Source organism: Gordonia sp. 852002-50816_SCH5313054-c (assembly GCF_001665925.1).
GTDB lineage: Bacteria > Actinomycetota > Actinomycetes > Mycobacteriales > Mycobacteriaceae > Gordonia > Gordonia jacobaea.
In genome coordinates this window covers 1-21,523 of the sequence record NZ_LZTE01000043.1, presented here as the reverse complement: position 1 = coordinate 21,523, position 21,523 = coordinate 1, and the positions used below count along the sequence as shown (strand labels likewise).

The following is a 21,523-nucleotide window of genomic DNA, read 5'->3' as shown; positions in this document are numbered from 1 at the left end:
CCCACCTCACCTAGACCGCAACAGCAAGCACACAAAAATCAGGAGTCACGTTCTTACACAAACATCTTGACAAGCTCGCGACCGCGGCACACGCATTTTCCGCGGGCACCACCTTCGAGGCCACCGGGAATCGGGAGAACACATCGATAGCCAGCAGCAGTTTGAATCGTTGCCGGCCCGGGCCGCGTAGCTCGGTGGCATCCCACGACCACAATTGCCCGGGCGCGGTGGCCACGACCCGCGGGGTGCTGCGACTGCACCCGGACACACGTTTGCGGTGGCGGCGGTCACCCACCAACTGTGCCTTCTTCGCGACCCGATAGAACGTGCGTTGACTCGACGACAGCAACCCGGCATCGAAAGCGCGCCAATAGGTTTGGAACACCGACAGGTCGGCGTAATCGGGGCTGCACAACACATCGATCAGGTGGGCGTGTTCGTCGTCAGACAACGCCGCGGGCTGGATACGCGCCGACTGCGGCCGCGGAGCGGTGACAGGCGTGTAATGGCGATAGCCACGCGTGATCCGGTAGTAGCTAGATCTGGCCACCCCGAGCAACACGCATGCTGCGGCAACCGACACACCGACAGTGTGCAGCGCGGTGACCGTCGCGATCACGACAGCCCTTTGCTGTTCAACCATTCCCGATACTGCTCGACACTCATCAACGCTGGCGGGATCTGCTCGTCGCTGTCGGTCGAGCCCTTGGTGATCCCCTCCAAGAGCTCGAATGCTTTTCCCAACACTTCCTGCGCGGCCTCAGCTTGAGCGACCTTGGACTTCAATCGCTCATTCTCGGCCCGCAAACGCGCCAGTTCCGCGCGATCACGACTGTTCATCATTCTTCGCCCACCGTCCTTGCTCACCGCCGTGAGCATCGACGCTTCGAACTCGCCACGATCACGAGCCCGCACCCAATCGATCATCGTTCCCTGAGGCAGGCCACGCTCACGCAGAAACCGGGTCTTCGACCCACGCTCCACACAACGTTCCCACTCCTGCAACGCCTCGACCTTGTAAGCCACGGTGTAACAGGTCCGACCTCCCGGCGTACGCCAGGTCTGCGGTTGATTCATCACTACTCCGATTCCCCGCACCACCGCCACCAGATGTCTCACCACCAGGCTGGCAACCGACGAACAACGCGGGGAAAGGGACAGAACCCACGGAAGGATTCTTTCCGCTACTTTCTGCGCCGCGGAGAGCTCCTTCCCCCACTTTCTGCGCGCCCGCGGACTCCTTCCCCGACTTCCTGCGGGGCGGCAGACCCCTTCCCCGACTTCCTGCGCGGCGGAGAGCTCCTTCCCCTAGTTTCTGCGCAGCCGCCGGCTTCGCACCCAGCGGCGCGCACCCAGCGCGTCGCTCCGCCGCTGACCTGCGACATCCCGGCGCGCGCCTACACTTGGTCGTATGGCGATAGTGAACCGCGGGTTCGTGGGGCGTCGCGATCGGATGGCCGATCGGCTGCCGCCGGGGCAGTACTCGACCGTCGACTTCCCGGTGCTGTCCGCCGAGCCGACGCCGGCGCTGCCCCATGAGCGGTGGCGGTTGACGATCCAGTCGTCGGATCATCGTGCGCACAGTCTCGGCTGGTCCGACTTCCGCGACCTCCCGCACCAGGACATCACCACCGATATCCATTGCGTCACACGCTGGTCCAAATTCGACACTCGGTGGCGCGGGGTGTCATTCGACGACTTGTTGTCGACGCTGCCCTGGGCACCGGACGCCTACGTGATGGCACACTGCTACGGCGGATACACCACCAACGTGCCGCTCGCTGACCTCACCGACGGAAAGGCCTGGCTGGCAGACACTTTCGACGGTGAGCCCCTTGCGCCCGAACACGGCGGACCGGTGCGGCTGCTCGTTCCGCACCTGTACTTCTGGAAGAGTGCGAAATGGGTTCGGCGCCTTCGGTTTATGCCCGATGACGTGCCGGGCTTCTGGGAAGAGCGCGGTTACCACATCTACGGCGACCCCTGGCGAGAGCAGCGCTACTCGTGACACCGCCACTCGCGAATCCGCTGCCCGCGACACCACTGCCCGAGAATCCACTGCCCGTGAAACCACCACGGCCACGCGCGACGCCGAGAGGGTGACGGCAGTGGACTGGCAGATCACGACCGTGGTCGGCTCGCAAATGCAAACGCCCACAGCGCGTTCGCTGCGACTCGCGCTCAGTGAACCGATGAGCGCCGACGCAGGCGCGCACGTCGACATCCGACTCACCGCGGAGGACGGATACTCGACGGCGCGGCCCTACTCGCTGTCCGATGTCCGCGAGAGCCGCACCATCGAGGTGACCGTCGAGAAGGTCGACGACGGCGAGGAGTCCCCGTACCTCGTCGACGTCGTCGAAGTGGGAGAACCGCTCGAGATCAGCGGACCCAACGGGCAGTGGTTTACGTGGAACCCGTCGGAGACACGGCCGGTCCAACTCATCGGCGGCGGGTCGGGGATCGTGCCGCTGATGTCGATGATCCGCCTGCGCGAGGTGAGTGCGCCGTTGACGCCCTTCAACCTCGTGTACTCGCTGCGGGAGCCGAGCCGCCGCTACTTCGCCGACGAGCTGAATCAGTTGGTCGCGCACAATCGGTTGCCTGTCAACATCTTTCACACGCGAGTGGCTGCGGACGAGGAGCGTCGTCGACCTGGCCGCGTGACCGTCGACGAACTCGCCGCAGCGACGTTCCCACCCGAGCGGGAGCCCATCGTCTACGTCTGCGGACCCAACGGGTTCGTCGAACATTGCGCTCGAGCAATGCTCGACGCTGGACACGACGCCGCACGAATCAGAACCGAGCGTTTCGGCTAGGGCAGCGTTGACAGAAGGAGGCAGGGATGGCAACGAAGAACGCGCTCGTCGTCGGGGCGTCGAGGGGGTTGGGCCTCGGCCTGACCACGCGCCTGCTTGAACGCGGGTGGCGTGTCACGGCCACCAGCCGACACGCTGGCGGCGACTTGGAAGCACTTGCCACGCAGTGGGACGGCGCTCTGACGGTGGAGACCGTCGACACCAACGACGCCGCGTCGGTGGATGCGCTACATAAGAGGTTGTCCGACAAAGTCTTTGACCTCATCTTCGTCAATGCGGGGATCACGCATGATCGGTGGGAGACGGTCGCCGACGTATCGACGGAGACCTTCGACCGCGTCATGGTGACCAACGCGCTCAGTCCGATGCGCTTCGTCGAACGGTTCCGTGATCTCGTGCCTGCGACTGGAACCATCGGCGTGATGTCGTCGGGCCAGGGCAGCATCACGAACAACACTCGGGTGACGGGATGGGAGATCTACCGCGCGAGTAAGTCGGCGCTGAATCAGCTCATGCGAAGCTTCGCCGCCCGCACCTCCGACGACCCGCGCACACTGCTCCTGATGGCACCCGGCTGGGTCAAGACCGACCTCGGCGGGTCCGACGCCGCGCTGACCGTCGACGAGAGCACACGTGGCGTCGCCGACGTCCTGGAAGCGCAGGCGGGTGCGGGCGGGCTGCAATTCTTGGACTACCGGGGCCAGACAGTGCCCTGGTAGGTCGGGCAGACGGACGAGGGCGTCGCGTATTGCGTGTGTTCCATTACTTGTCAGACAAGTACATGTATGCGTAGGGTTGGCGCGGCGTCAATCGAAGGAGTCTGCGCATGTCGAGAACCGCGAGGCCGAAAGCAGTTCGGCCAACCACGACAGGTGAGCGGGTCGTCGAGCCATCAGTTCCCACCCAGCTCGGGGTCGGCGCCATGGGAGGAGTAATCGGTGGATTGCTCGGCGGCGGAAGCGGTGTGTTCTACGTTCCTGTTCTGGAGAAGATCACAAACCTCTCGCGGCACACGCTGCATGGCACCGCAGGAGCCGCGAACATCGCTGTCACTGGTGTGGGAGCAGCGACGTTCGGCCTGGTCGGCGGGTCGATCGACTTCAGAGCAGGTGCCGGAATGGTCGTCGGAGCGACGTTGGGTGCGGTACTCGGTGCCAAGTTGATCCTGCGCCTGCCCGCATCGGTTCTTCGGTGGCTCTTCGTGGCGATTCTGTTGCTGACCAGCGCAAAACTTTTGCTCGACGTCACCGGCTACGACCCGCTGCAGGGGTCGGCCGTGGTTCCTGAGGCGTGGATCGCAAGCCGGTGGTTCGTAGTCCCGACGTCGCTGGTTCTCGGCTTCGTGATCGGCGCGTGGGCCGCAGGTATGGGACTGGGCGGGGGACTCTTGGCCGTTCCGGCTCTGATGCTGCTGTTCGGTACCGATCTCCCTACTGCGGAAGGGACGTCGTTGTTGATGTTCTTTCCCAACGCGATCGTGGGTACCATCACACACGCCCGACAGGGGACTGCCGACCTGCGACTGGGCCTCAATCTCAATATTGGCGCGCTGCCCGGCGCCGTTGCCGGTGTGTTGATCGCGCTGGCACTGAACGTCAAGATCCTGAGCATTGTGTTCGCGGTCTTCGCGATGACCATCGGCGTTCGCGAGATCTATCGCATGCGGCGTGAGCGTGTGGCCCGGCGTGAGCGGTTCGTCGAGATCGCTGACCTATCATCATCGGAGCAAACTGTTTTCAACAATTCGACCCCGATCGACCAACACGCAACGGATTAGGACTTTGGAAGCGCTCTCTCGAACTCCGCTGTCGGAGCAGGCCGCACGCGCCCTGCTCGACGACGTTCGGCGAGGGCGATGGGCTGTCGGCGAGCAACTGCCCGGCGAGGTCTCGCTGGCGCAGGAACTGTCAGTGGGTCGGTCGACGATCCGCGAAGCAATTCGGCGCCTGGCAGCGCGTGGAGTGCTGACCACCAAACAGGGGGTCGGGGTTTTTCTCGCCGCGACCGAGCCCACACAACCGTGGGATCAACTCGCCGAGATCGCTGAGATCACCGACCTCCTGCAGGTTCGCGTCGCCATCGAATCACGGGCTGCCGCACTCGCGGCGGTCAAGCACAACGACGACGACGCGCGCATCATCCGAACGGCACTGGCGAACCGCAATGCGCTGCTCGCGGGAGCACCGCAAGCCCTTGCCGCAGAAGACATTCGATTGCACCAGGTCGTTGTCGCAGCGTCGCATAACGAGCTGCTGATCACACTCTTCGACGGTTTGCGAGCCCGACTGGTGGCGGCGATGACCGACATGCTCACCATGATGCCCGTCGACGCATCTGACGCAGCAGAACACGCCGCCGTCGTCGACGCGATACTCACACGCGATGCTGATCACGCCGAAACACTTACGCGCGCACACCTTCTGGGACTTGCGAGTGCTCTGGATCAGGGGGCGTCTAGGGCCGGATCTCATCGGGATGGGAAGCGGACGGAACGAGTCGGTCGACGACAGAAACACGTGTAACTGACACCTGCGAGCAGAACTTCGCGCGCATATGTCAGAAACACGTGTTTCTTGCAGACCGTGGGCGGCCGGGCAGATCGGCAGACCGCCCCAGCCCTCACGCCACCGCGAGCGCGTCGACGGGGGCGACGGCGACGGCGCGACGGCTCGGTGGCAGCGAGGCGGCGATCACGACGACGGCGGTGCCCGCCACGATCGCGACGAGGGCTCCCCAGGGCAGTCCGACAGGGATGCCCGACGTCGCCTTGCCGATGAGCGACTGGCTGCCGACGGTGCCGAAGATGATGCCGAGCACCAGGCCGGCGATCACCGCGGTTCCGCTGAGCGCCAACGACTCGCGGACAACCATCGCGCGCACCTGCTTCGCCGTGAACCCCATGGCACGCAGCATCCCGATCTCGCGCGTGCGGCCGATCACGGTCAGCGACATCGTCGACACGAACCCGACGGCGGCGATGATCGCCGAGATCGCAATCATGGCAAGCAGAATCGCGGTGATGACCGACAGCGAGCGTTCGGTCTCGGCCATCTCGGCGGCTGGCATGTCCCAACTGTGGATCGACTTCGTCAGTGAGCTCATTCCCGACGCGATGGTGGTCACCAGCGTCACGCCGACGAGGAGGCCGATCGTGGAGCGGGTCGTCCGTCGCGGATCAGACACGGCGTTCTTGCGTGCCACGATCGACGGTGCGCTGGCACCGAATGCGGCACCCATCCACCGGACGAGTTGCGGCACGATGCGTTGCGCGCCGATCAACACGCCCGTCGAGACCGACGCGGCACCGAGGAAGGCAACCGCGAAGCCGGTGAGATTGCCGAACTCTCCGAGGTAGCAGGCGAGTGCGAGCAACAACGCACCGAACACGATTGCGCTACAGGCGACGACAGTCCGGAACGTACCGACCTTAGACCTCGCGCCGTGCGTCACGGCGGCACGAGTGAGTGTCGACCGTGTGCCCACCTGCGCAGCGATAGCCGCGATCAGGACCACCGCGATGCCTGCCGCGAACACGCCCAAAGGTAGGAGCGGATAGTCGCCGTCGGGTAGCTTTCCGTTGTGCAAGAGCACTTCTCGAACGATGGTCATGACCACTGTCGCGCACACGATGCCGATCACGGCTCCGATGGCCGCGACCGTGACGACGGCCCTGGTGAGTCCCGCGCGCAACTGGCGTGCACTCGCGCCGATCAGCCGCAGTAACCTCAATTGTGCTCGGCGACCGGCGATGACAGTGTCGACACCGGAACTGATCACGATCCCGGAGACGAACAGGGCGATGCCGATGAAGACCGCAGCCACCACTGCAAGCGCCGCACCAGCAGAACCTCCCTTCTTCTCCGACAGCACCGACAGCATGCTCGCAGCGTCGACAAGCGTTGTGCCGTAGGCACTGGCGAGACCTGCGACGATGCCGACCGTCGACAACTCACGCAACGATCCGACGGTCAGCCGCGCTGATGTGGCCTTCATGCCGAGACCCCCTGCAAGCCGATGAGAAGATCGGAGATCTCACGTGCACCGAGGCCGCGGTACTCGCCGGTGATCTGGCCATCGGCAAGCATGATCACACGGTCGGCGTACGACGCCGCGACGGGATCGTGTGTCACCATCGCGATGCCCTGCCCGTACTCGCGCACTGCGGTGGTCAACAGCGCCAACACTTCTCGACTGGTACGTGTATCGAGTGCGCCTGTCGGCTCGTCGGCGAGGATGATCGTCGGACGCATCGCGAGCGCACGCACAATGGCGACGCGTTGTTGTTGACCGCCGGAGAGCTCGGAGGGTAGATGATCGAGGCGTTCGTCCAGGCCGAGCGACCGCACCAGGTGTGCGATCCAGTAGCGCGTCTGCGCGTCGAGTCGTGTCCCGGCGAGTACGAATGGGAGGTTGATGTTCTCCTGGGCGGTGAGCGTCGGGATCAGGTTGAACGATTGAAAGACGAAGCCGATGTGTTTGCGGCGCAAAATTGTTCGGGCTTCGTCGTCGAGCGACCCGATGGGATTGCCGTCGACCCAGATCTCGCCCGACGTGATGTCGTCGAGTCCAGCGACGACGTTCATGAGCGTCGATTTGCCCGATCCTGACGGGCCCATGATTGCCGTGAACTCTCGACGTCGCAGATCGAGCGACACGTCGCGTAGCGCATGGATCGGTTGACTCGGGTCACCGTAGCTTCGGAATACGTTGCGTAGCACCACAGATGCTGGTTCATTCGTCATGCAGATAACGCTAGGGAATTCGGTGGCCAAGATCGTCGGCCGTGACGATGAAATCCGATCGGCCCCTCGGATGACCTCGCGTACATCTCGAGATGTACGTGCTGGCGGTCAGACCAACCCGTGGTCGTATGCGTACACGACGAGCTGCACCCTGTCGCGCAGTCCCAGCTTGGCAAGAATACGCGAAACATGGGTTTTCACAGTGGCTTCCGAGAGTACCTCGGCGTCGGCGATCTCAGCGTTGGAGAGTCCCTGTGCGGCGCGCACGAGTATCTCGCGTTCGCGTGGGGTCAGACGGTCGTACTCGGGTCCGGGATCGCCTGCCCGCGTGCGGGTTTGCTCGAACAACCGTCGTGTCGCCGACGCCGCTACCACCTGACTGCCATTGGCGACGGCTCTGATCGAGGCGAGCAGGAAGTCCGGCTGCGCGTCCTTGAGGAGAAATCCACTGGCCCCTGCGGTGATGGCCGATGCCGCGGCCTCGTCGGCGTCGAACGTGGTGAGTACCAGCACGCGCGGAGCGTCGTCGCCGAGTGCGCTGACGAGGTCGGCGGTCGCGGTGATGCCGTCGATGCCCGGCATGCGCACATCCATCAGGACGACGTCGGGTCGCGTAGTGCGCACGAAATCCAAGAGCGAGAGGGCCGACGAATCGTGTCCGACCACCTCCATGTCGGGCTGACTGTCGACGATCATCGCGATGCCCTGGCGGAACATGGGCTGGTCGTCGATGAGGGCGATTCGGATCACCGCGACACTCCTTTCGAGTCGACGTCGGAGGTGGCGGGCACGCGCAGTTCGACCAACCAGGTGTCCTCAGTTGAGGTGCTGCGGGCCGTTCCCCCGACGAGCGCCGCGCGTTCAGCCATGCCGATGATGCCGCGGCCTGCGCCACCGGGGGAGAGCGGGGTGTCGGTCAACCCGTTGCGCACGGTGAGGTGGCAGCCCCCGGTCCAGTCGATCTCGACGGTGACGGGGGTGGCCAGGTCGCCGTACTTGAGCGCGTTGGTGAGCGCTTCGGTCAAGACGCGCTGCGCCATCCGTCCGACGGCCGGCTCGCTGGTCTCCTCGTCGCCGATCTCGCGCGTCTCGATCGTCATGCCTGCGGTACGCATTCGCTCGTACAGGGTTTCGCGGTCGGCGCGGGAGGCGGCGACGGCGTCGTCGTTGTTGAGTTGGGCGAGCAGTCCGCGCACCTCGCCGAGTGATTCGCGTGCGGTGTCGGCGATGACGGTCAACGCGTTCCGTGCAACGTCGGGTGCGGTGTCGATGCTGTAGCGGGCACCCTCAGCCTGTGCGACGACGATGGTCAACGAGTGCGCGACGACGTCGTGCATGTCACGCGCGAGTCGGGTGCGTTCCCGCTGTTCGTCGTAGAGATCGAGCAGGCGTCTGCGTTCGAGCTGTGCGATGGTCTCGGCAACCTTTGCCTGCGCGACCGTACGACGCTGATACCGGATGAACCCGAACGTCCATCCGCCGATCACCACGACCGCCGCCAGGCAGAATCCGACGAACGTCGTGAACGCGCGGTTGAGCAGGGACGGCTCGACCGTGTAGGCGTGCGGGAACTCCCACCCGGCGACGAGCGATCCGATCACGGCCACCGCGAGTGAACCACGTCGAACTCGCCGGTCCGGATGCCCGCCGAGCGTTGCGAAGATCGGGAAGTAGGCGAGTGAGGCGAGCACGGCGATCTGGTCGGCCGCCACCTGAATCGCCGCGGATGCCAGCGCGAGCACGATCATCAGCGTCGGAGCGAGTCGTCGAACAGCGAGCGCGACGGTCACGAGCACAGCGGCAATGCCCGCGGGTGTCGACTGGTCGAAGTGCAGCCAGATCGCGATTGCACCGAAGAGCAGGGCCACGGCGACGTCGAGCATGAGGCCTCGACGGGTCAGGCCGCCGGCATAAAGCGGGTCGCGCATGCGTCCAGAGTGTCAGACGGCGGGGTGCCGCCGAAGGCCTACCGCTTGCCGGGTGACGCAGGTGTGCCCGGGAGGCAGGTGATCGCGAAGCAGCCAGGGTTGCCCTGCAGGGGCGCGCGCAAGGGCGTCGAACCGCATTGCAGAACCGTGCAATTCGACGGCGCGTACGGACCGAAGCCCAACGCGCCCAACGCGATGTTCGGGTCGGCGAATTGGACCGGATCGAAGTCGAGGTTCATCGTCGGACGGTACGGTCCGGGGTCGGGAATCCTCGGCGTCCGGAAGGCAGCGACGAGCTTACGGAAGAACTCGCGGTACAGCTCACTGTTGAGACTCGCGCTGAGCAGCGTTCCCGGGTCCGGCGAGACGTCGCCAAGAATCCCGTTCCAGCTCACCAACAATCCGAGACTCGGGACGATGAAGTTGTTCTGCTGCAAGAAGCCGACCATCGCGTAGGCGTCGGACGGCAACCCGGCCAGAGGCGCCTGCTGAATCGTCTGTCGGGACGGGAACGATGGCCCGGTACAGGGAGAGTCGTTGACCCAGAACAGATATCCGTAGCACCGATTCGACGCAGAGGGCGTGTGAGCCTGGCGGATGTAGTCGGAACTGATGATTCGTCGGCCGCCCCAGACCCCGTCGTTGAGCATCAGCAACCCGAGGCGTGAATAGTCCGTCGGAGGCATAAACAAGAAGGCGTATCCGTAGGTGTGGCCGGACCGATCGCGCGCCCAGTAGTAGTCGTGTTGCTTGATTCCCAAGGGCCCGAACAGTGTTCGCTGCGCGAACTCCTGCAGATCTTCTCCGACGGCGCGCTGCACGACGTACGCAAGGAGGTCGGGTCCGTGCTGCGTGTATTCGAAGAACGTTCCCGGCTTGTGCTGAACAGGCAGCGCGAGAGCTTCTTTCGCGATATCCGGATCGACGTCGAGTCCCGCAGTCAGTGCTTCGCTGACGATCGACTGGCGCAGGCCAGACGATTGGGTCAGCAGGTCGCGCACGGTGATCGCTGCATGTGAACGATCGACTGTCCCTGCGGGGAGATATTTCTCGATCGACGCTCCGAGATCTAGTCGCCCCTGCGTATAGGCGACACCGGCGAGCATCGAGATGACACTCTTGGTCGAACTGAACAGATTCCACGGAATGTTTCCGGTCACGGCGTTCAGCGGTCCGTTTCCGATCAGACAGTTGTTGCGATAGACCTCGATATGCGTACGCATTCTCGACGCCGCGAATGCGATGGCGTCGTCGAGCTTTGCCTTGTCGATTCCGACGCTCGACGGCGTGGCGGAGTCGGGTGCCGCGGAACCCTGCGGAAGGGCGCACCGCGCTTGGCTCGGCGCGGCGGTGGCGGTGGGCACAGTGGTCAGCGCCACCGGTGCCACAAGTGCGATCAGTGCTGCACAGGTCAGCAGAATTCGCTGCGGGATACGCGTGAGAAACCGGTGAGCTGGATGCTCGGACACTGCGCTGACCCCCTGATTGTGAGAACTACTGACGTGCAGCGTGGCACGCGTCGGATGCCGTGGTGTCGCCTTCGGAAAATGGAAGGCGATGCCGTCGAAATCTTGTGCAGATCGGCCCGCCGGGTGGCCACACTGCACACCGCGAAGTAAGCGTGTGCCGCCACTGTGGAGGTCTGCCCGAATATGTCGTCGAAGTGAACGTCGGACAGTATTTCGCCGCCACAGAACAAATGGCCTCGCGAGATCGACGTATTGCCATTAGCGTGGATCGCGCCACGTCCGAGCGCATACGGCATCGGAGGACTGCCATGACAATCTTCGTCACCAACGCCGGGTTGCAGATCCTGGCGCGTGTGACCTGGCGTCGTGCGGCCGTGTTGCTGACCACCGAAGTCGCGCGCAACGTCGAGGGCACGCCGGTTGTGCGCGTCGTACATTCACCCACGGTGACCCTACCCATTCACAAAGTGGTGGCCATCAAACGCAACGCCTACCGACCTTATGCGGGCAAGTCGATGGACTCCTATGCGTCTACAGCGACCATTTTGCGCCGTGACCAGTGGATTTGCGCCTATTGCGACGGCCCTGCCGACACCGTCGACCACATTGTGCCGGTGTCCAAGGGCGGCAAGAGCACCTTCGGTAACCAGGTGGCGGCGTGCAAATCCTGCAACGGTTTCAAAGCCAATCGCACTCCGCGGCAGGCGGGCATGGCGATGAGGCACGCACCTTTCGTCTATGACCCGTGGGCGCAGGACCAAAAAGAGGTCTGGGAACTGTTCACGCTGCGGCCGAAGACGGGGTAGTTGCCGTGGCGGATCACCGATGAATCCGCCACGGCGCAACCACATGGGTCACGTTCCCGGACGACTGCGCGGGTCTGATTCTGCGGGTTATCGATCACTGGACACCCGTGGGCGGCGGCCTGCAAAGCATCTGTGACGCCCATCACCAGCTGTGTGTACACTCGTTCACTACGAGCTACCGGAGGGAGGCTGGTGAATCTTCTCAAGTGGAGTAAGCGGCCTGCGGCCGACGTCGACGCGACGCGCCCAGAGGTGAACATCCTGCGAGGCCTGATCGCGCGAGCGACGACCCCTCTGCTACCCGACGACTATCTACATCTGATCAATCCGCTGTGGAGCGCCCGCGAATTGCGTGGACGCGTCGAAGACGTGGTCAAGGAGACCGCCGACAGCGCGACGGTGGTGATCCGCACGGGATGGGGCTTTCCCGAGAGCTATCAGCCAGGGCAGTACGTCGGAATCGGACTCGACGTCGACGGGCGCTGGCATTGGCGGTCGTATTCGCTGACGTCATTCGGCAGCAACGACGACAAGACGATCTCCATCACCGTCAAAGCCAACCCCGACGGCTTTCTGTCGACGCACCTCGTCGACGGTGTCGCGCCCGGCACAATCATTCGCCTCGCCGCGCCCAAGGGTGATTTCCACCTGCCGGAGCCGGTTCCCGACGCAGTCCTGTTCCTGACTGCGGGCAGTGGCATCACGCCCGTGATCGCGATGCTTCGCTCGATGAAACACCGCGAACAGACGCCCGACATCATTCACGTCCACGCCGCGCCGAGCCGCGACTCGGTGATCTTCCTTGACGAGCTGGAACAACTCGACGACGAAACACCCAGCTACACACTCGATCTACGCCTCAGTTCGGAGGACGGCAGATTCGACGTCACCCAGCTCGACGCCGCGGTTCCGGATTGGCGCGAGCGCTCGTGCTGGGCGTGTGGACCCATCGAGTTCCTCGACGACATCGAGGACGTGTTCCGCGAGAACGAGCTATCGGATCAGTTGCACATCGAACGATTCGCCATCGCACGCACCGACGTCGGTGGTGAGGGCGGCACGGTGACGTTCGCGAAATCGGGTAAGTCGGCCGACGTCGACGGTGCCACCACACTCCTTGAAGCAGGCGAGGAGTTGGGAATTCAGATGCCCTTCGGATGCAGAATGGGTATCTGCCAGACCTGCGTTGTTCCGCTCGCGGCCGGCTACGTCCGAGATCTGCGCAGTGGCGACGAACGACGTGAAGGTGACCGAATCCAGACATGTATCTCGACCGTGTCGGGTGAATGCACGCTAGACCTGTAGGGAGACTCCATGGCCATCACCGACATTGATCGGTACGCCCATCTCACAGAAGCCGACGTCGAGGCACTGGGTGCCGAACTCGACGCGATCAGACGTGAGATCGAAGAATCGCGAGGTGTCGCCGACGCGAAATATATTCGACGCACCATCGCATTTCAGCGTGCGCTCGCCGCCGGGGGACGCGTGGTGCTCATGTTCAGCAACCGCAAACCCGCGTGGATTCTCGGCATCGGGATGCTCGGCGTCGCCAAGATCGTCGAGAACATGGAACTCGGCCACAATGTGATGCACGGGCAGTGGGATTGGATGAACGATCCCGAGATTCACTCGTCGTCATGGGAGTGGGACACCACCTGCCCGAGCGTGCAGTGGAAGCACTCGCACAACTTTGTGCACCACAAGTACACAAACATCGTCGGCATGGACGATGACGTGGGCTACGGCATCCTCCGTGTCACGAGAGATCAGCCGTGGGAATGGTGGAACGTCGGCAATCCGGTCTACAACTTCCTTCTCGCAACGTTTTTCGAGTGGGGCGTGGCGCTGCACCACCTCGAGACGGAGAAGTTGCGGACCGGCCAGAAGTCGTATCGCGCTGCGCTGAAGGATCTTCGGGTGATCGGGCGGAAGGTCGGGAAGCAGGCCGCCAAGGACTACCTGATCTTCCCGGCGCTCGCCGGACCGAACTGGTTCACCACGCTGACCGCCAACGCGACTGCAAACTTCATTCGCAACTACTGGTCGTACGCAGTGATCTTCTGCGGTCACTTCCCCGACGGTGCGGAGAAGTTCACTGTCGAGGAGTACGAGGAAGAAGACCAGCCCCGCTGGTACCTGCGACAGATGTTGGGATCAGCCAACTTTCGCGCAGGCCCGCTGATGCGCTTCATGAGCGGCAACCTCAGTCATCAGATCGAGCACCACCTCTTCCCGGATCTGCCGAGCAACAGGTACGAGGAGATCGCGGTCCGCGTGCGCGAACTGTGCGACAAGTACGACCTGCCGTACACGACGGGTTCGTTGCAGCATCAGTACTGGTTGACGTTTCGCACAATTGCCAAGCTGTCGCTGCCCAACGCGATGCTGAAAGCCAGCGCCGACGACGCGCCGGAGACGGCATCGGAGTTGCGGTTCAACATCATTGAGGGGACCAAGACTCACTTCGGCGTCGACCCGCAGACCGGCCGCAGGCGCGGGCTGCGCTCGGCCCTGCGGGAGCTGCGGTCGTCGCGGGTGGCTGTCAACCGCTGATCGAGCTTGCCTACCGCTGATCGAGCTTGCCCGCCGCTGATCGAGCTTGTCGAGATCACCTCCTCGCTGGGGTGGTTTCGACACGGCTGCTCGCTCCGCTCGCGGCCTGCTCAACCAGCGGTGGGTGCCCGCTGCGCTCGTCGTCCACTCAACCAGCGGTGGGTGCCCGCTGCGCTCGTCGTCCACTCAACCAGCGGTGGGTGATCGAGCTTGCCCGCCGCTGATCGAGCTTGTCGAGATCACCCCCGCCAGCGCAGCACCTCCAGCGCGACGCCGACGTCGAGCAGGCTCTCGTCGAGCGGACGGGGCAGTAGCTCGTCGGCGCGGGCGAGGCGTCGAATCACGGTGTTGCGATGCGTATAGAGCGCTTCTGCGGTGCGAGAGGTGTTGCACTGCAGCTTGATCCAAGTTCGTACTGTGTCGAGTAGAGCTGACTCGGCATGTGCGAACTCGCCGAGAGTGTCGTCGACGAATGCCGCGGTGTCCTCGGCGGACGACATCAGCAGCGAGACCAGCCGGACGTCGTCGTACCTCACGAATCCGTGCGAGCCGCCTAGCTGCGCGACGATGCGCTGGGTCGCGAGCGCTTGGAAGTGGCTGTTGCGAAAGCCGTCGACACCGTCACCCGTTCTGCCGACGGCGACGTCGATCAGCGGGGATGGCGAAACACGCGCGATGTGTGTCTCATCGGTAGGCAGCCACATCCACAGCGACGCGGCGCTGGCCACGACGGTGAGTCGGTTGGCGCACCCGGCCGAGGCGGCGAGCGTGTCGGCGGCAGATTCGAGTTTTGCGGCCTGTTCGGGATGTGTGCTCCACAGGACCAACGCGGTGTGCGGGCCGAGGAGTCGGTAGCCGAGTTGGGTTTCGGCGCGGTCAATGGGGATGGGTGCGCCCTCGAGTAGCAGGGCAACCGCTTCTCGACGCTGCGCGTGGGTGCCGCGGGTGAGTTCGCCGCGTTCGCTGCGCATCCTGTTGCTCGTGGCCTCGACAGTGTCGTCGATGTAAGTCGAGATGGAAACGAGTGTGATGTCGAGGAGTTCGCGCAGTTGTTGTGGGTCGTCGGTGAGGGTGAAGCAGACCTGCATCCACAGCCGCCATGCGACGCTTTGTGCGGTGCGGAAGGCGTCGAGCGCTGATTCATCGAGGCCGCGCCGGACGAGGTCGCGAGCGGTGGTGAGGATGTCGGGGCTGATCTCGGCGGGTACGCGTTCGCCGGGATGGATAACGTTGCTCCTCGCCCAGCGCAGGGTGTTCGCGAGGTTGGTGCGTCGCGTTCCCTCGGCGAGCACAGGGTCGTCGGCGATGGCCTTCATACGGATACCGCCCAGTGAAGCGTCGTGGATGGCTTCGATCCACTCCTCGGGCGGGTCCAGGATGAGTTCGGCGCCGCGTCGGATCAAGCTCTTGATCTCTGGGGATACGTAGGGCCACTCATCGGACATCCGAACAGTATGCACCTTGTAGGACCTTCATCGTGGGCACTTGGCACCTGGTGCGAGGGCTAAGTGTGACGCACTCTGGAACGTAACAACATATAGTGTCATATTGCACCGTGCGGGAAGCCGAGCCAGACCCTAAGGAGGCGCAGGTGCCCACAACAGCCACACCTGTTGAAACGTTGGACGTTCTGATCGTCGGGGCGGGTGTCTCCGGTATCGGGGCCGCTCACTACGTGACCAAGGAGATGCCGCAGAAGAGCTACGCGCTTCTTGAGGGACGTGAGTCGATTGGTGGCACCTGGGACCTGTTCCGGTATCCGGGTATTCGTTCTGACAGCGACCTGCACACGTTCGGATTCGAGTTCAAGCCGTGGGTCGACAAGCAGTCGATCGCCGACGCAGACCGCATCATGCAGTACCTTCGCGAAGCCGTCGACGAGGACAAGATCAACCAGCACCTGCGGTTGCAGCACAAGGTGACCGCGTTGAACTGGTCGTCGAGTGAGCAGTTGTGGACGGCCGAGATCGACCGCCTCGACACCGGTGAACACATCCAGCTGAAGGCTAGTTGGGTGTACTGCGGGTCGGGCTACTACAACTACGACGAAGGGTTCACGCCTCACTTCGAGGGTCGCGAGCGGTTCACCGGGCAGGTCGTGCATCCGCAGCATTGGCCGGAAGATCTCGACTACAAGGGCAAGAAGGTCGTCGTGATCGGAAGTGGCGCAACGGCTGTCACGCTGCTCCCCGCGATGGCGAACGAGACCGAGCACATCACGATGCTCCAGCGGACGCCGACCTACATCCTCCCGCTGCCCAAGCACGATCCCTTTGCCAACGTGGCACGACGCATCCTCGGCGACGAGCGCGGCTATGCCGTGGCGCGGTGGAAGAACATTCTGCAGCAGCGCGTGTTGTACGAAGGGGCACAGCGCTTTCCGAAGACGTCGCGCAAGGTGATCCGCAAGGTGAACCAGGTCCTGCTGCCCGATGGATACGACGTAGACACGCACTTCAATCCGCCCTACAACCCGTGGGATCAGCGGTTGTGTGCGGTCCCGGATGCCGACCTGTTCAAGACGATTCGCTCGGGCAAGGCGTCGGTGGTGACCGACCGAATCAAGTCGTTTACCGAGAAGGGCCTCCTGCTCGAGAGCGGTACGGAACTCGAAGCCGACATCGTCGTGACGGCAACGGGTTTGAACGTACGACTGTTCGGCGGGATGGATCTGTCGCTCGACGACGAGCCCGTGGTGCTGCGTGACCATGTCATCTACCGCGGCATGATGCTGAGTGGTGTTCCGAATCTCGCACTCGCCGTTGGGTATACGAACTCGTCGTGGACTTTGAAGATCGGTCTGATCGGCGAGTACTGGTGCAGGCTCATGGCGTACATGGATGCGCGTGGGTACCGCGAGGTGGCACCTGTGGTGGATCCGAACATGGACACCCGCCCTGCACTGGACTTCGGAGCTGGCTACATCAAGCGCGTCGAGGACCAACTGCCGCGCCAGGGCGCTGAGGAGCCGTGGAAGATGTCGATGAGTTTCTACAAGGACCGCAAGGCCCTGGGTGCTGACGTCGCGGACTTTGAGAACCTGCGGTTCAAGAGGGCGGCCTCGCCGGCTGGTGTCGGCTCGTCCGAGGGCTCCGAGCGCGTGGAGTCTGCCGTCGGCTGACGAATCTTCCTATTGCGCAGGCGCGGGAGTCCGAGGGGCTCTCGCGCCTGTGTCATGTGGCGGCTTCCCGAATGGCTACTCGGGCATCTGGTCGATCGTCGCGCGTGTGAAAGCGATTGCCTTGTCGCAGATTTCGTTGAGGGGTGGAGGATTAATAGAAATAGAGAGGTTGGTAACGACGATTGCCTCGCCAGAGCGCACGAAAGTAGTGCACTCTGGGATTGATCGCGCCGTCGCAACTGCGACACGGCGACCAATCAACGAAATGTCATCCCTCCAATTCATGAACTGTGCGTTCATTTGCTTATAGACATCGAGATCGGGTTGGTTACCGACGTATTGAGAGAGATCCGCGTACTCGCGGTCACTTAGTGACCATACGCAGCCGCGTGCGGTTTGGTGATCCGCAGCTGCAGCGTCCCTCGCGGACTGCGGGTCAAGGCGGCTGTCGGTGAGTATCGTTGTGGTTGCCGCCGTGCAAGGCTCGTACGTAGTTCCATCGTTTCCGTTGCTCCACCTGCGCGGATACTCGGTTTCAAAGGGAAGGGCGCGCCCTTGCGCGTCGGTTTGCCGAATATCGTTTGTCGCACTGGCATGTTGATCGTTCAAGGCTGGGCGGAGGCTTTCGGGAGTCGGCTGCCCCTCAACGCTGAGGCACGAGCTGAGAATGAGAGGCAGGGCCAGGGTCAAAAGGATTTTCGGGGCAACAGAACTGAAGACGGATCGCATTTATGCTCGAAGGCCTTCTGCAGTTGAAGTGTCCGCGTCGTCGAGAGCACTACCTGCCTCTCTGCAGCCATTCGCGAGTGAAGCTAGATCATCTATCTGCTCTTGCAGGCTATTCCGCCACGAGTCAACAAGCGCGCGTAGCCGAGCGTGGACCTCGAGCCCTTCCACGAGGTCACCGAACTGATTGCTCGTTGCAACGCGCTCCAACTTGTTGAACGCTTCCCGCAACCCCGCCACCCCGTCGGCGGCGACCTTGGCGCGCCGCTCCCAGTCGATGGTGTTGAACCGGACCGTGCCGCCGTCGTCTCTGGTGTTGCCGGGTGGTTGGACGTACGTCATCGAGCTGCGTTCCGTGCCGCCGAGGTTTGCGATCCCGTCCTCGGACTGCAGGTTCACAACCCCACCGGGCATGGTGAAGAAGTCAGTCATGTTCTTACCCCCTCGCAGCAGACTGTCGCGCAAGCGCCAAGACAGTTAACCATGACAGCCGGGGGTCTGTGTGTCGGAATTGTCAGGCTGTGGATGATCGGTCGTGGCCGTCCCGCGACCACGCCTGACATCGGTCCTCGGCCCCGTCGCAAAGAAGAATCCCCTCCGGAAGCGGCTTGCCTCCGAAGGGGATCTCTCCGTGCTGAGTGTCAGCTCGTAGGAACTTCCGTCGTCGTGGTTGTTGTCGTCGTTTCTTCCGGAGTTGTGGTTTCCGTGGTGGTCTCCGACGTCGTCGTCTCCGGAGTAGTTGTCTCCGTTGTTGTTTCCGGAGTCGTCGTCTCGATCGTCGTTGTCGTCGTGGTGGTGCTCGACGTCTCGACGGTGCGCCAGGTCGCCGATTTAACGTCGACCGACACCGATGACGATGAGTTCTCGGTCAGGCCGAGCTTCCAGACCTGCGTCGTCGAGTCGGTCGACGAGGTGACCGACGACTTCTCCAGCGACGATGAGGACACCGTGCGTGCGACGTTGTCGCTGCAGGTGAGATCAATCGTGCCGGACGACGCGGATGTCGGTGCCTGGCAGCTCACGCTGCGATCATCGACACGGAAGGTGAAGCTGCCGATGGCATCTCCCGCTCCGGAGAACTGCGTCGGGCTCGGTGCGGCGTTGCTCGATGAGCTGGCACTCGACGATTCAGACGATGTCGACTCCGCCGCGGATGCGCCAGGAGTCTCCGACGCTGCAACGTTCTGCTGTTGCTCCGATGCGGCCGAAGAGTCGGGTGCACCTTCCGGCACACCGCCATTCGACTCTGCACGCTGGGCAACCTCCGCGGCGGCTTCGGTGCTGCCGGCCCGCGCCAGCCCGTTTTCGGCTGCCGCCTCGTCGGACTTCGCGACGAACGGAGTGTTCAACGCGGCAGGAGTCGGCAAGGCGGTCGCAAGCGGCGGAAGACCACTCACGTCGATGATTCCGCCGACCGGACGTTCGAATTGCTGTCCATTGGTCAGGTTGAGCAGCGTAAGCACTGCCGCCGCTGGGGTTGCGGTGTTCTGCGGCGCCTGATTGATCACGGTCGTCGTGTTGTTGACGACGGTGACGTTCTGGTTGTTGTAGGCGATCCGAGTCACCTCATGCGAGTGGTAGTCGTGCCAGGGGTGTCCACTCAGGCGGTAGCCGCCGAGGGGCGTCGACGCTGGCGGTGCAAGCGGATTGCCGCACGCGCATCGCACACGTGGGACACCCGCTCCGTCGACGAGAACCGCTGTGCCGGACTGCAATACCGACTGGAACGCGTAGGCGCTGCCACCCTGGTACGAGTGGTTGGTCACCCACGTGTCGGCGGTCAAGACGACCGGGGTGAGCGTGTTGAGGTAGTAGGGGATCGAGGCGGTGTCGATGCCGAACACGCTGGCCCATGCGCGGGCCTGGCTCGGGTTGTTGGACAGATAGTTTCCGAGAGCTGCTGTGTCGCAGGTCGAATCGCCACCCGCGTACAGGCCGGGCTGGGTGCCGGAGACCACGCGAGCGCCATTGTCCGGGGCACCCGAGCCCCGCGCGAGCTTGATATTGCTCGGCAGCTCCTTGTTGGTCAGTGCGACGTTGGGCCCGAACGGATCTGGTCCCGCCTCACCGGACGTCAGGAGGCTGAGGCCGGGTATGCGAAGGCCACCGTCCTTGCCTCGCAACACAAGAACGAGAACAGTCGCCAGAACCAACGCGAAGACCACGACGATCGCGACCAGAGCGATGGTGCGATTGCGGCGCTTTTGTTGGTCCCGCATCGGTTGGAACGGCCCGGTGGGTGGCATCGCCGGAGCGCCGAAGGTTCCGGAAGGGGGGTAAGACAATGGATACTCTCCTGGTGTGCAGACGTGGAAGCGCGCATCACCGGTTCCCGCGACCGATGTCAGACAGGCATCAGTATCGAAATGTCTGAATCGCAGGGCAACTGTTTGATCGTAAATTCACCCGTTCGAACCAAGAACTCACATGTTCGGACTACACCGACCGGACCACGTAATTGCGGAAGAAGCGTCGAACTTGATAGCGACGGCGGGTACCCGTAAACGAGTGGCGCCGACGGCGGTCGTCGCGAACGATGGTCGGTATGTCTACAGCCCCTGACACCCAGCCCGATGCGTTGACGACGTTGACCCGCAAACCCGAGCGTCAAGGCGATCGCGCATTGCTCGACGACATTCTCGACACTGCTCAGGTCGGGACGCTCTCGACAGTCGTCGACGGTTGGCCGTGGTCGGTGCCGATGTTGTTCGCACGTGTCCGCGACGACATCATCCTGCACGGCTCCACCGGCGCAGGTGCACTGCGACAGGTGGCGTCTGGTGCTCCGGTCGCGTTCAGTGTGTTTCTGCTCGACGGAATCGTCGTGGCCGAGACGCTGTTCGACCATTCCGCCAACTATCGGTCGGCGGTTGTGCGTGGTGTGGCACGAAACGCTGAACTTCCAGCCGAAGTATTGGATGCGCTGAGCGACAAGCTGATTCCCGGCCGCGTGGCCGAAACCCCAACGACAACACGCAAGGAACTCGCCGCGACCACCGCGTTGCGACTGCCGATCGTCGACGGCGAGTGGATTGCCAAGGCGCGGACTGGCGGACCAGGCGCCGACACCGACGCATGGACCGGAGTGGTGCCCGTGCGCACGGTGTTCGACGACCCGATCACTTACACCGGCGATCCCGCCGCGGTCCCGGCTTCGGTGCGCGCACTGGCGGGGTGAGAGAGCGCCGGGCGGGGGTGGTCCCGGCTTGGGTGGTCTCGACTCGGGTGCTCGCTGCGCTCGCGCCCGCTCGACCAGCGGAGGGAGCCCCGCTCGACCAGCTAGTGTCGCGTGTCGTTAATTAGTTTATGGTTCGTGGTTTGAGAGAATTGGCTATGGCGAATTCTGCGGCCCCGGC

The 21,523-nt window shown here is 63.4% G+C and carries 21 protein-coding genes; 10 read left to right on the top strand and 11 right to left on the bottom strand.

From position 1 onward, the window contains the following. Nucleotides 1-10 precede the first annotated feature (10 nt). Entirely contained in the window at nt 11-643 is a 633-nt protein-coding gene (locus tag A5788_RS10610; protein ID WP_156525497.1) for a hypothetical protein, read from the bottom strand. Then, nucleotides 616-927 (bottom strand): hypothetical protein, encoded by a 312-nt coding sequence (locus tag A5788_RS23535; protein WP_231895593.1) that lies wholly within the window; start codon nt 925-927, stop codon nt 616-618. The genes A5788_RS10610 and A5788_RS23535 overlap by 28 nt, the downstream gene beginning before the upstream one ends. 484 nt (nt 928-1,411) lie before the next feature. Between A5788_RS23535 and A5788_RS10600 the strand changes: the two genes are divergently transcribed. The 5 genes from A5788_RS10600 (at nt 1,412) to A5788_RS10580 (ending at nt 5,341) form a co-directional block, all read left to right on the top strand. Further along, the gene (locus A5788_RS10600; protein ID WP_064868598.1) at nt 1,412-2,008 is read left to right on the top strand and encodes a sulfite oxidase-like oxidoreductase; all 597 of its coding nucleotides are present in this window, start codon (nt 1,412-1,414) and stop codon (nt 2,006-2,008) included. A 136-nt stretch (nt 2,009-2,144) separates the two neighbouring features. After that, the gene (locus A5788_RS10595) at nt 2,145-2,819 is read left to right on the top strand and encodes an FAD-binding oxidoreductase (protein ID WP_064868648.1); all 675 of its coding nucleotides are present in this window, start codon (nt 2,145-2,147) and stop codon (nt 2,817-2,819) included. Between the two features lie 26 nt (nt 2,820-2,845). Then, nucleotides 2,846-3,538 carry an SDR family NAD(P)-dependent oxidoreductase gene (locus A5788_RS10590; RefSeq protein ID WP_064870000.1) on the top strand — a complete coding sequence of 231 codons (693 nt, stop codon included), beginning with the start codon at nt 2,846-2,848 and terminating at the stop codon, nt 3,536-3,538. A 107-nt stretch (nt 3,539-3,645) separates the two neighbouring features. After that, a complete protein-coding gene (locus tag A5788_RS10585) occupies nt 3,646-4,596 on the top strand; it encodes a sulfite exporter TauE/SafE family protein (protein WP_156525496.1) in 951 nt (316 codons plus the stop codon). Between the two features lie 4 nt (nt 4,597-4,600). After that, nucleotides 4,601-5,341, top strand: coding sequence for a FadR/GntR family transcriptional regulator (locus A5788_RS10580; protein ID WP_064868607.1), 741 nt, complete (start codon nt 4,601-4,603; stop codon nt 5,339-5,341). A gap of 97 nt (nt 5,342-5,438) precedes the next feature. Here the strand turns inward: A5788_RS10580 and A5788_RS10575 are convergent, their stop codons facing one another. From A5788_RS10575 to A5788_RS10555, 5 genes are all read right to left on the bottom strand, one after another. Beyond that, complete coding sequence (locus tag A5788_RS10575) at nt 5,439-6,812, bottom strand: ABC transporter permease (RefSeq protein WP_064868610.1); 1,374 nt, start codon at nt 6,810-6,812, stop codon at nt 5,439-5,441. Continuing rightward, entirely contained in the window at nt 6,809-7,561 is a 753-nt protein-coding gene (locus A5788_RS10570) for an ABC transporter ATP-binding protein (protein ID WP_064868613.1), read from the bottom strand. Before A5788_RS10570 ends, A5788_RS10575 begins: the two co-directional genes overlap by 4 nt. Nucleotides 7,562-7,669: 108 nt before the next feature. Then, nucleotides 7,670-8,311 carry a response regulator transcription factor gene (locus A5788_RS10565; protein WP_005206361.1) on the bottom strand — a complete coding sequence of 214 codons (642 nt, stop codon included), beginning with the start codon at nt 8,309-8,311 and terminating at the stop codon, nt 7,670-7,672. Next, on the bottom strand, nt 8,308-9,489 hold the full coding sequence (locus A5788_RS10560; protein ID WP_064868616.1) for a sensor histidine kinase: 1,182 nt from the start codon (nt 9,487-9,489) through the stop codon (nt 8,308-8,310). The genes A5788_RS10565 and A5788_RS10560 overlap by 4 nt, the downstream gene beginning before the upstream one ends. A 38-nt stretch (nt 9,490-9,527) precedes the next feature. Further along, a complete protein-coding gene (locus A5788_RS10555) occupies nt 9,528-10,958 on the bottom strand; it encodes a serine hydrolase domain-containing protein (protein WP_064868619.1) in 1,431 nt (476 codons plus the stop codon). Nucleotides 10,959-11,266: 308 nt separating this feature from the next. On the opposite strand from A5788_RS10555, the gene A5788_RS10550 reads away from it, so the two are divergent. From A5788_RS10550 to A5788_RS10540, 3 genes are all read left to right on the top strand, one after another. Beyond that, entirely contained in the window at nt 11,267-11,764 is a 498-nt protein-coding gene (locus A5788_RS10550; RefSeq protein ID WP_005206366.1) for an HNH endonuclease, read from the top strand. A 192-nt stretch (nt 11,765-11,956) separates the two neighbouring features. Then, a complete protein-coding gene (locus A5788_RS10545; RefSeq protein ID WP_064868622.1) occupies nt 11,957-13,069 on the top strand; it encodes a ferredoxin reductase in 1,113 nt (370 codons plus the stop codon). 9 nt (nt 13,070-13,078) lie between these two features. Next, nucleotides 13,079-14,320, top strand: a complete 1,242-nt coding sequence (locus tag A5788_RS10540) for a fatty acid desaturase family protein (RefSeq protein WP_064868625.1) — start codon at nt 13,079-13,081, stop codon at nt 14,318-14,320. Between the two features lie 239 nt (nt 14,321-14,559). On the opposite strand, the gene A5788_RS10535 is transcribed toward A5788_RS10540, so the two are convergent. Continuing rightward, on the bottom strand, nt 14,560-15,765 hold the full coding sequence (locus tag A5788_RS10535) for a PucR family transcriptional regulator (RefSeq protein WP_197494529.1): 1,206 nt from the start codon (nt 15,763-15,765) through the stop codon (nt 14,560-14,562). Nucleotides 15,766-15,911: 146 nt separating this feature from the next. On the opposite strand from A5788_RS10535, the gene A5788_RS10530 reads away from it, so the two are divergent. Next, nucleotides 15,912-17,441: a flavin-containing monooxygenase gene (locus A5788_RS10530; protein WP_064868630.1), complete on the top strand. Its 1,530-nt coding sequence runs from the start codon at nt 15,912-15,914 to the stop codon at nt 17,439-17,441. A gap of 75 nt (nt 17,442-17,516) precedes the next feature. Here the strand turns inward: A5788_RS10530 and A5788_RS24590 are convergent, their stop codons facing one another. From A5788_RS24590 to A5788_RS10515, 3 genes are all read right to left on the bottom strand, one after another. Next, entirely contained in the window at nt 17,517-18,170 is a 654-nt protein-coding gene (locus A5788_RS24590; RefSeq protein ID WP_064869999.1) for a DUF3558 family protein, read from the bottom strand. Further along, complete coding sequence (locus A5788_RS10520; RefSeq protein ID WP_064868636.1) at nt 18,171-18,599, bottom strand: hypothetical protein; 429 nt, start codon at nt 18,597-18,599, stop codon at nt 18,171-18,173. Nucleotides 18,600-18,808: 209 nt separating this feature from the next. Then, complete coding sequence (locus A5788_RS10515) at nt 18,809-20,452, bottom strand: DUF6777 domain-containing protein (RefSeq protein WP_064868638.1); 1,644 nt, start codon at nt 20,450-20,452, stop codon at nt 18,809-18,811. A gap of 260 nt (nt 20,453-20,712) precedes the next feature. Here A5788_RS10515 and A5788_RS10510 point away from each other — a divergent pair, with 260 nt between their 5' ends. After that, on the top strand, nt 20,713-21,345 hold the full coding sequence (locus tag A5788_RS10510; protein WP_442902867.1) for a pyridoxamine 5'-phosphate oxidase family protein: 633 nt from the start codon (nt 20,713-20,715) through the stop codon (nt 21,343-21,345). Nucleotides 21,346-21,523: the final 178 nt, after the last annotated feature.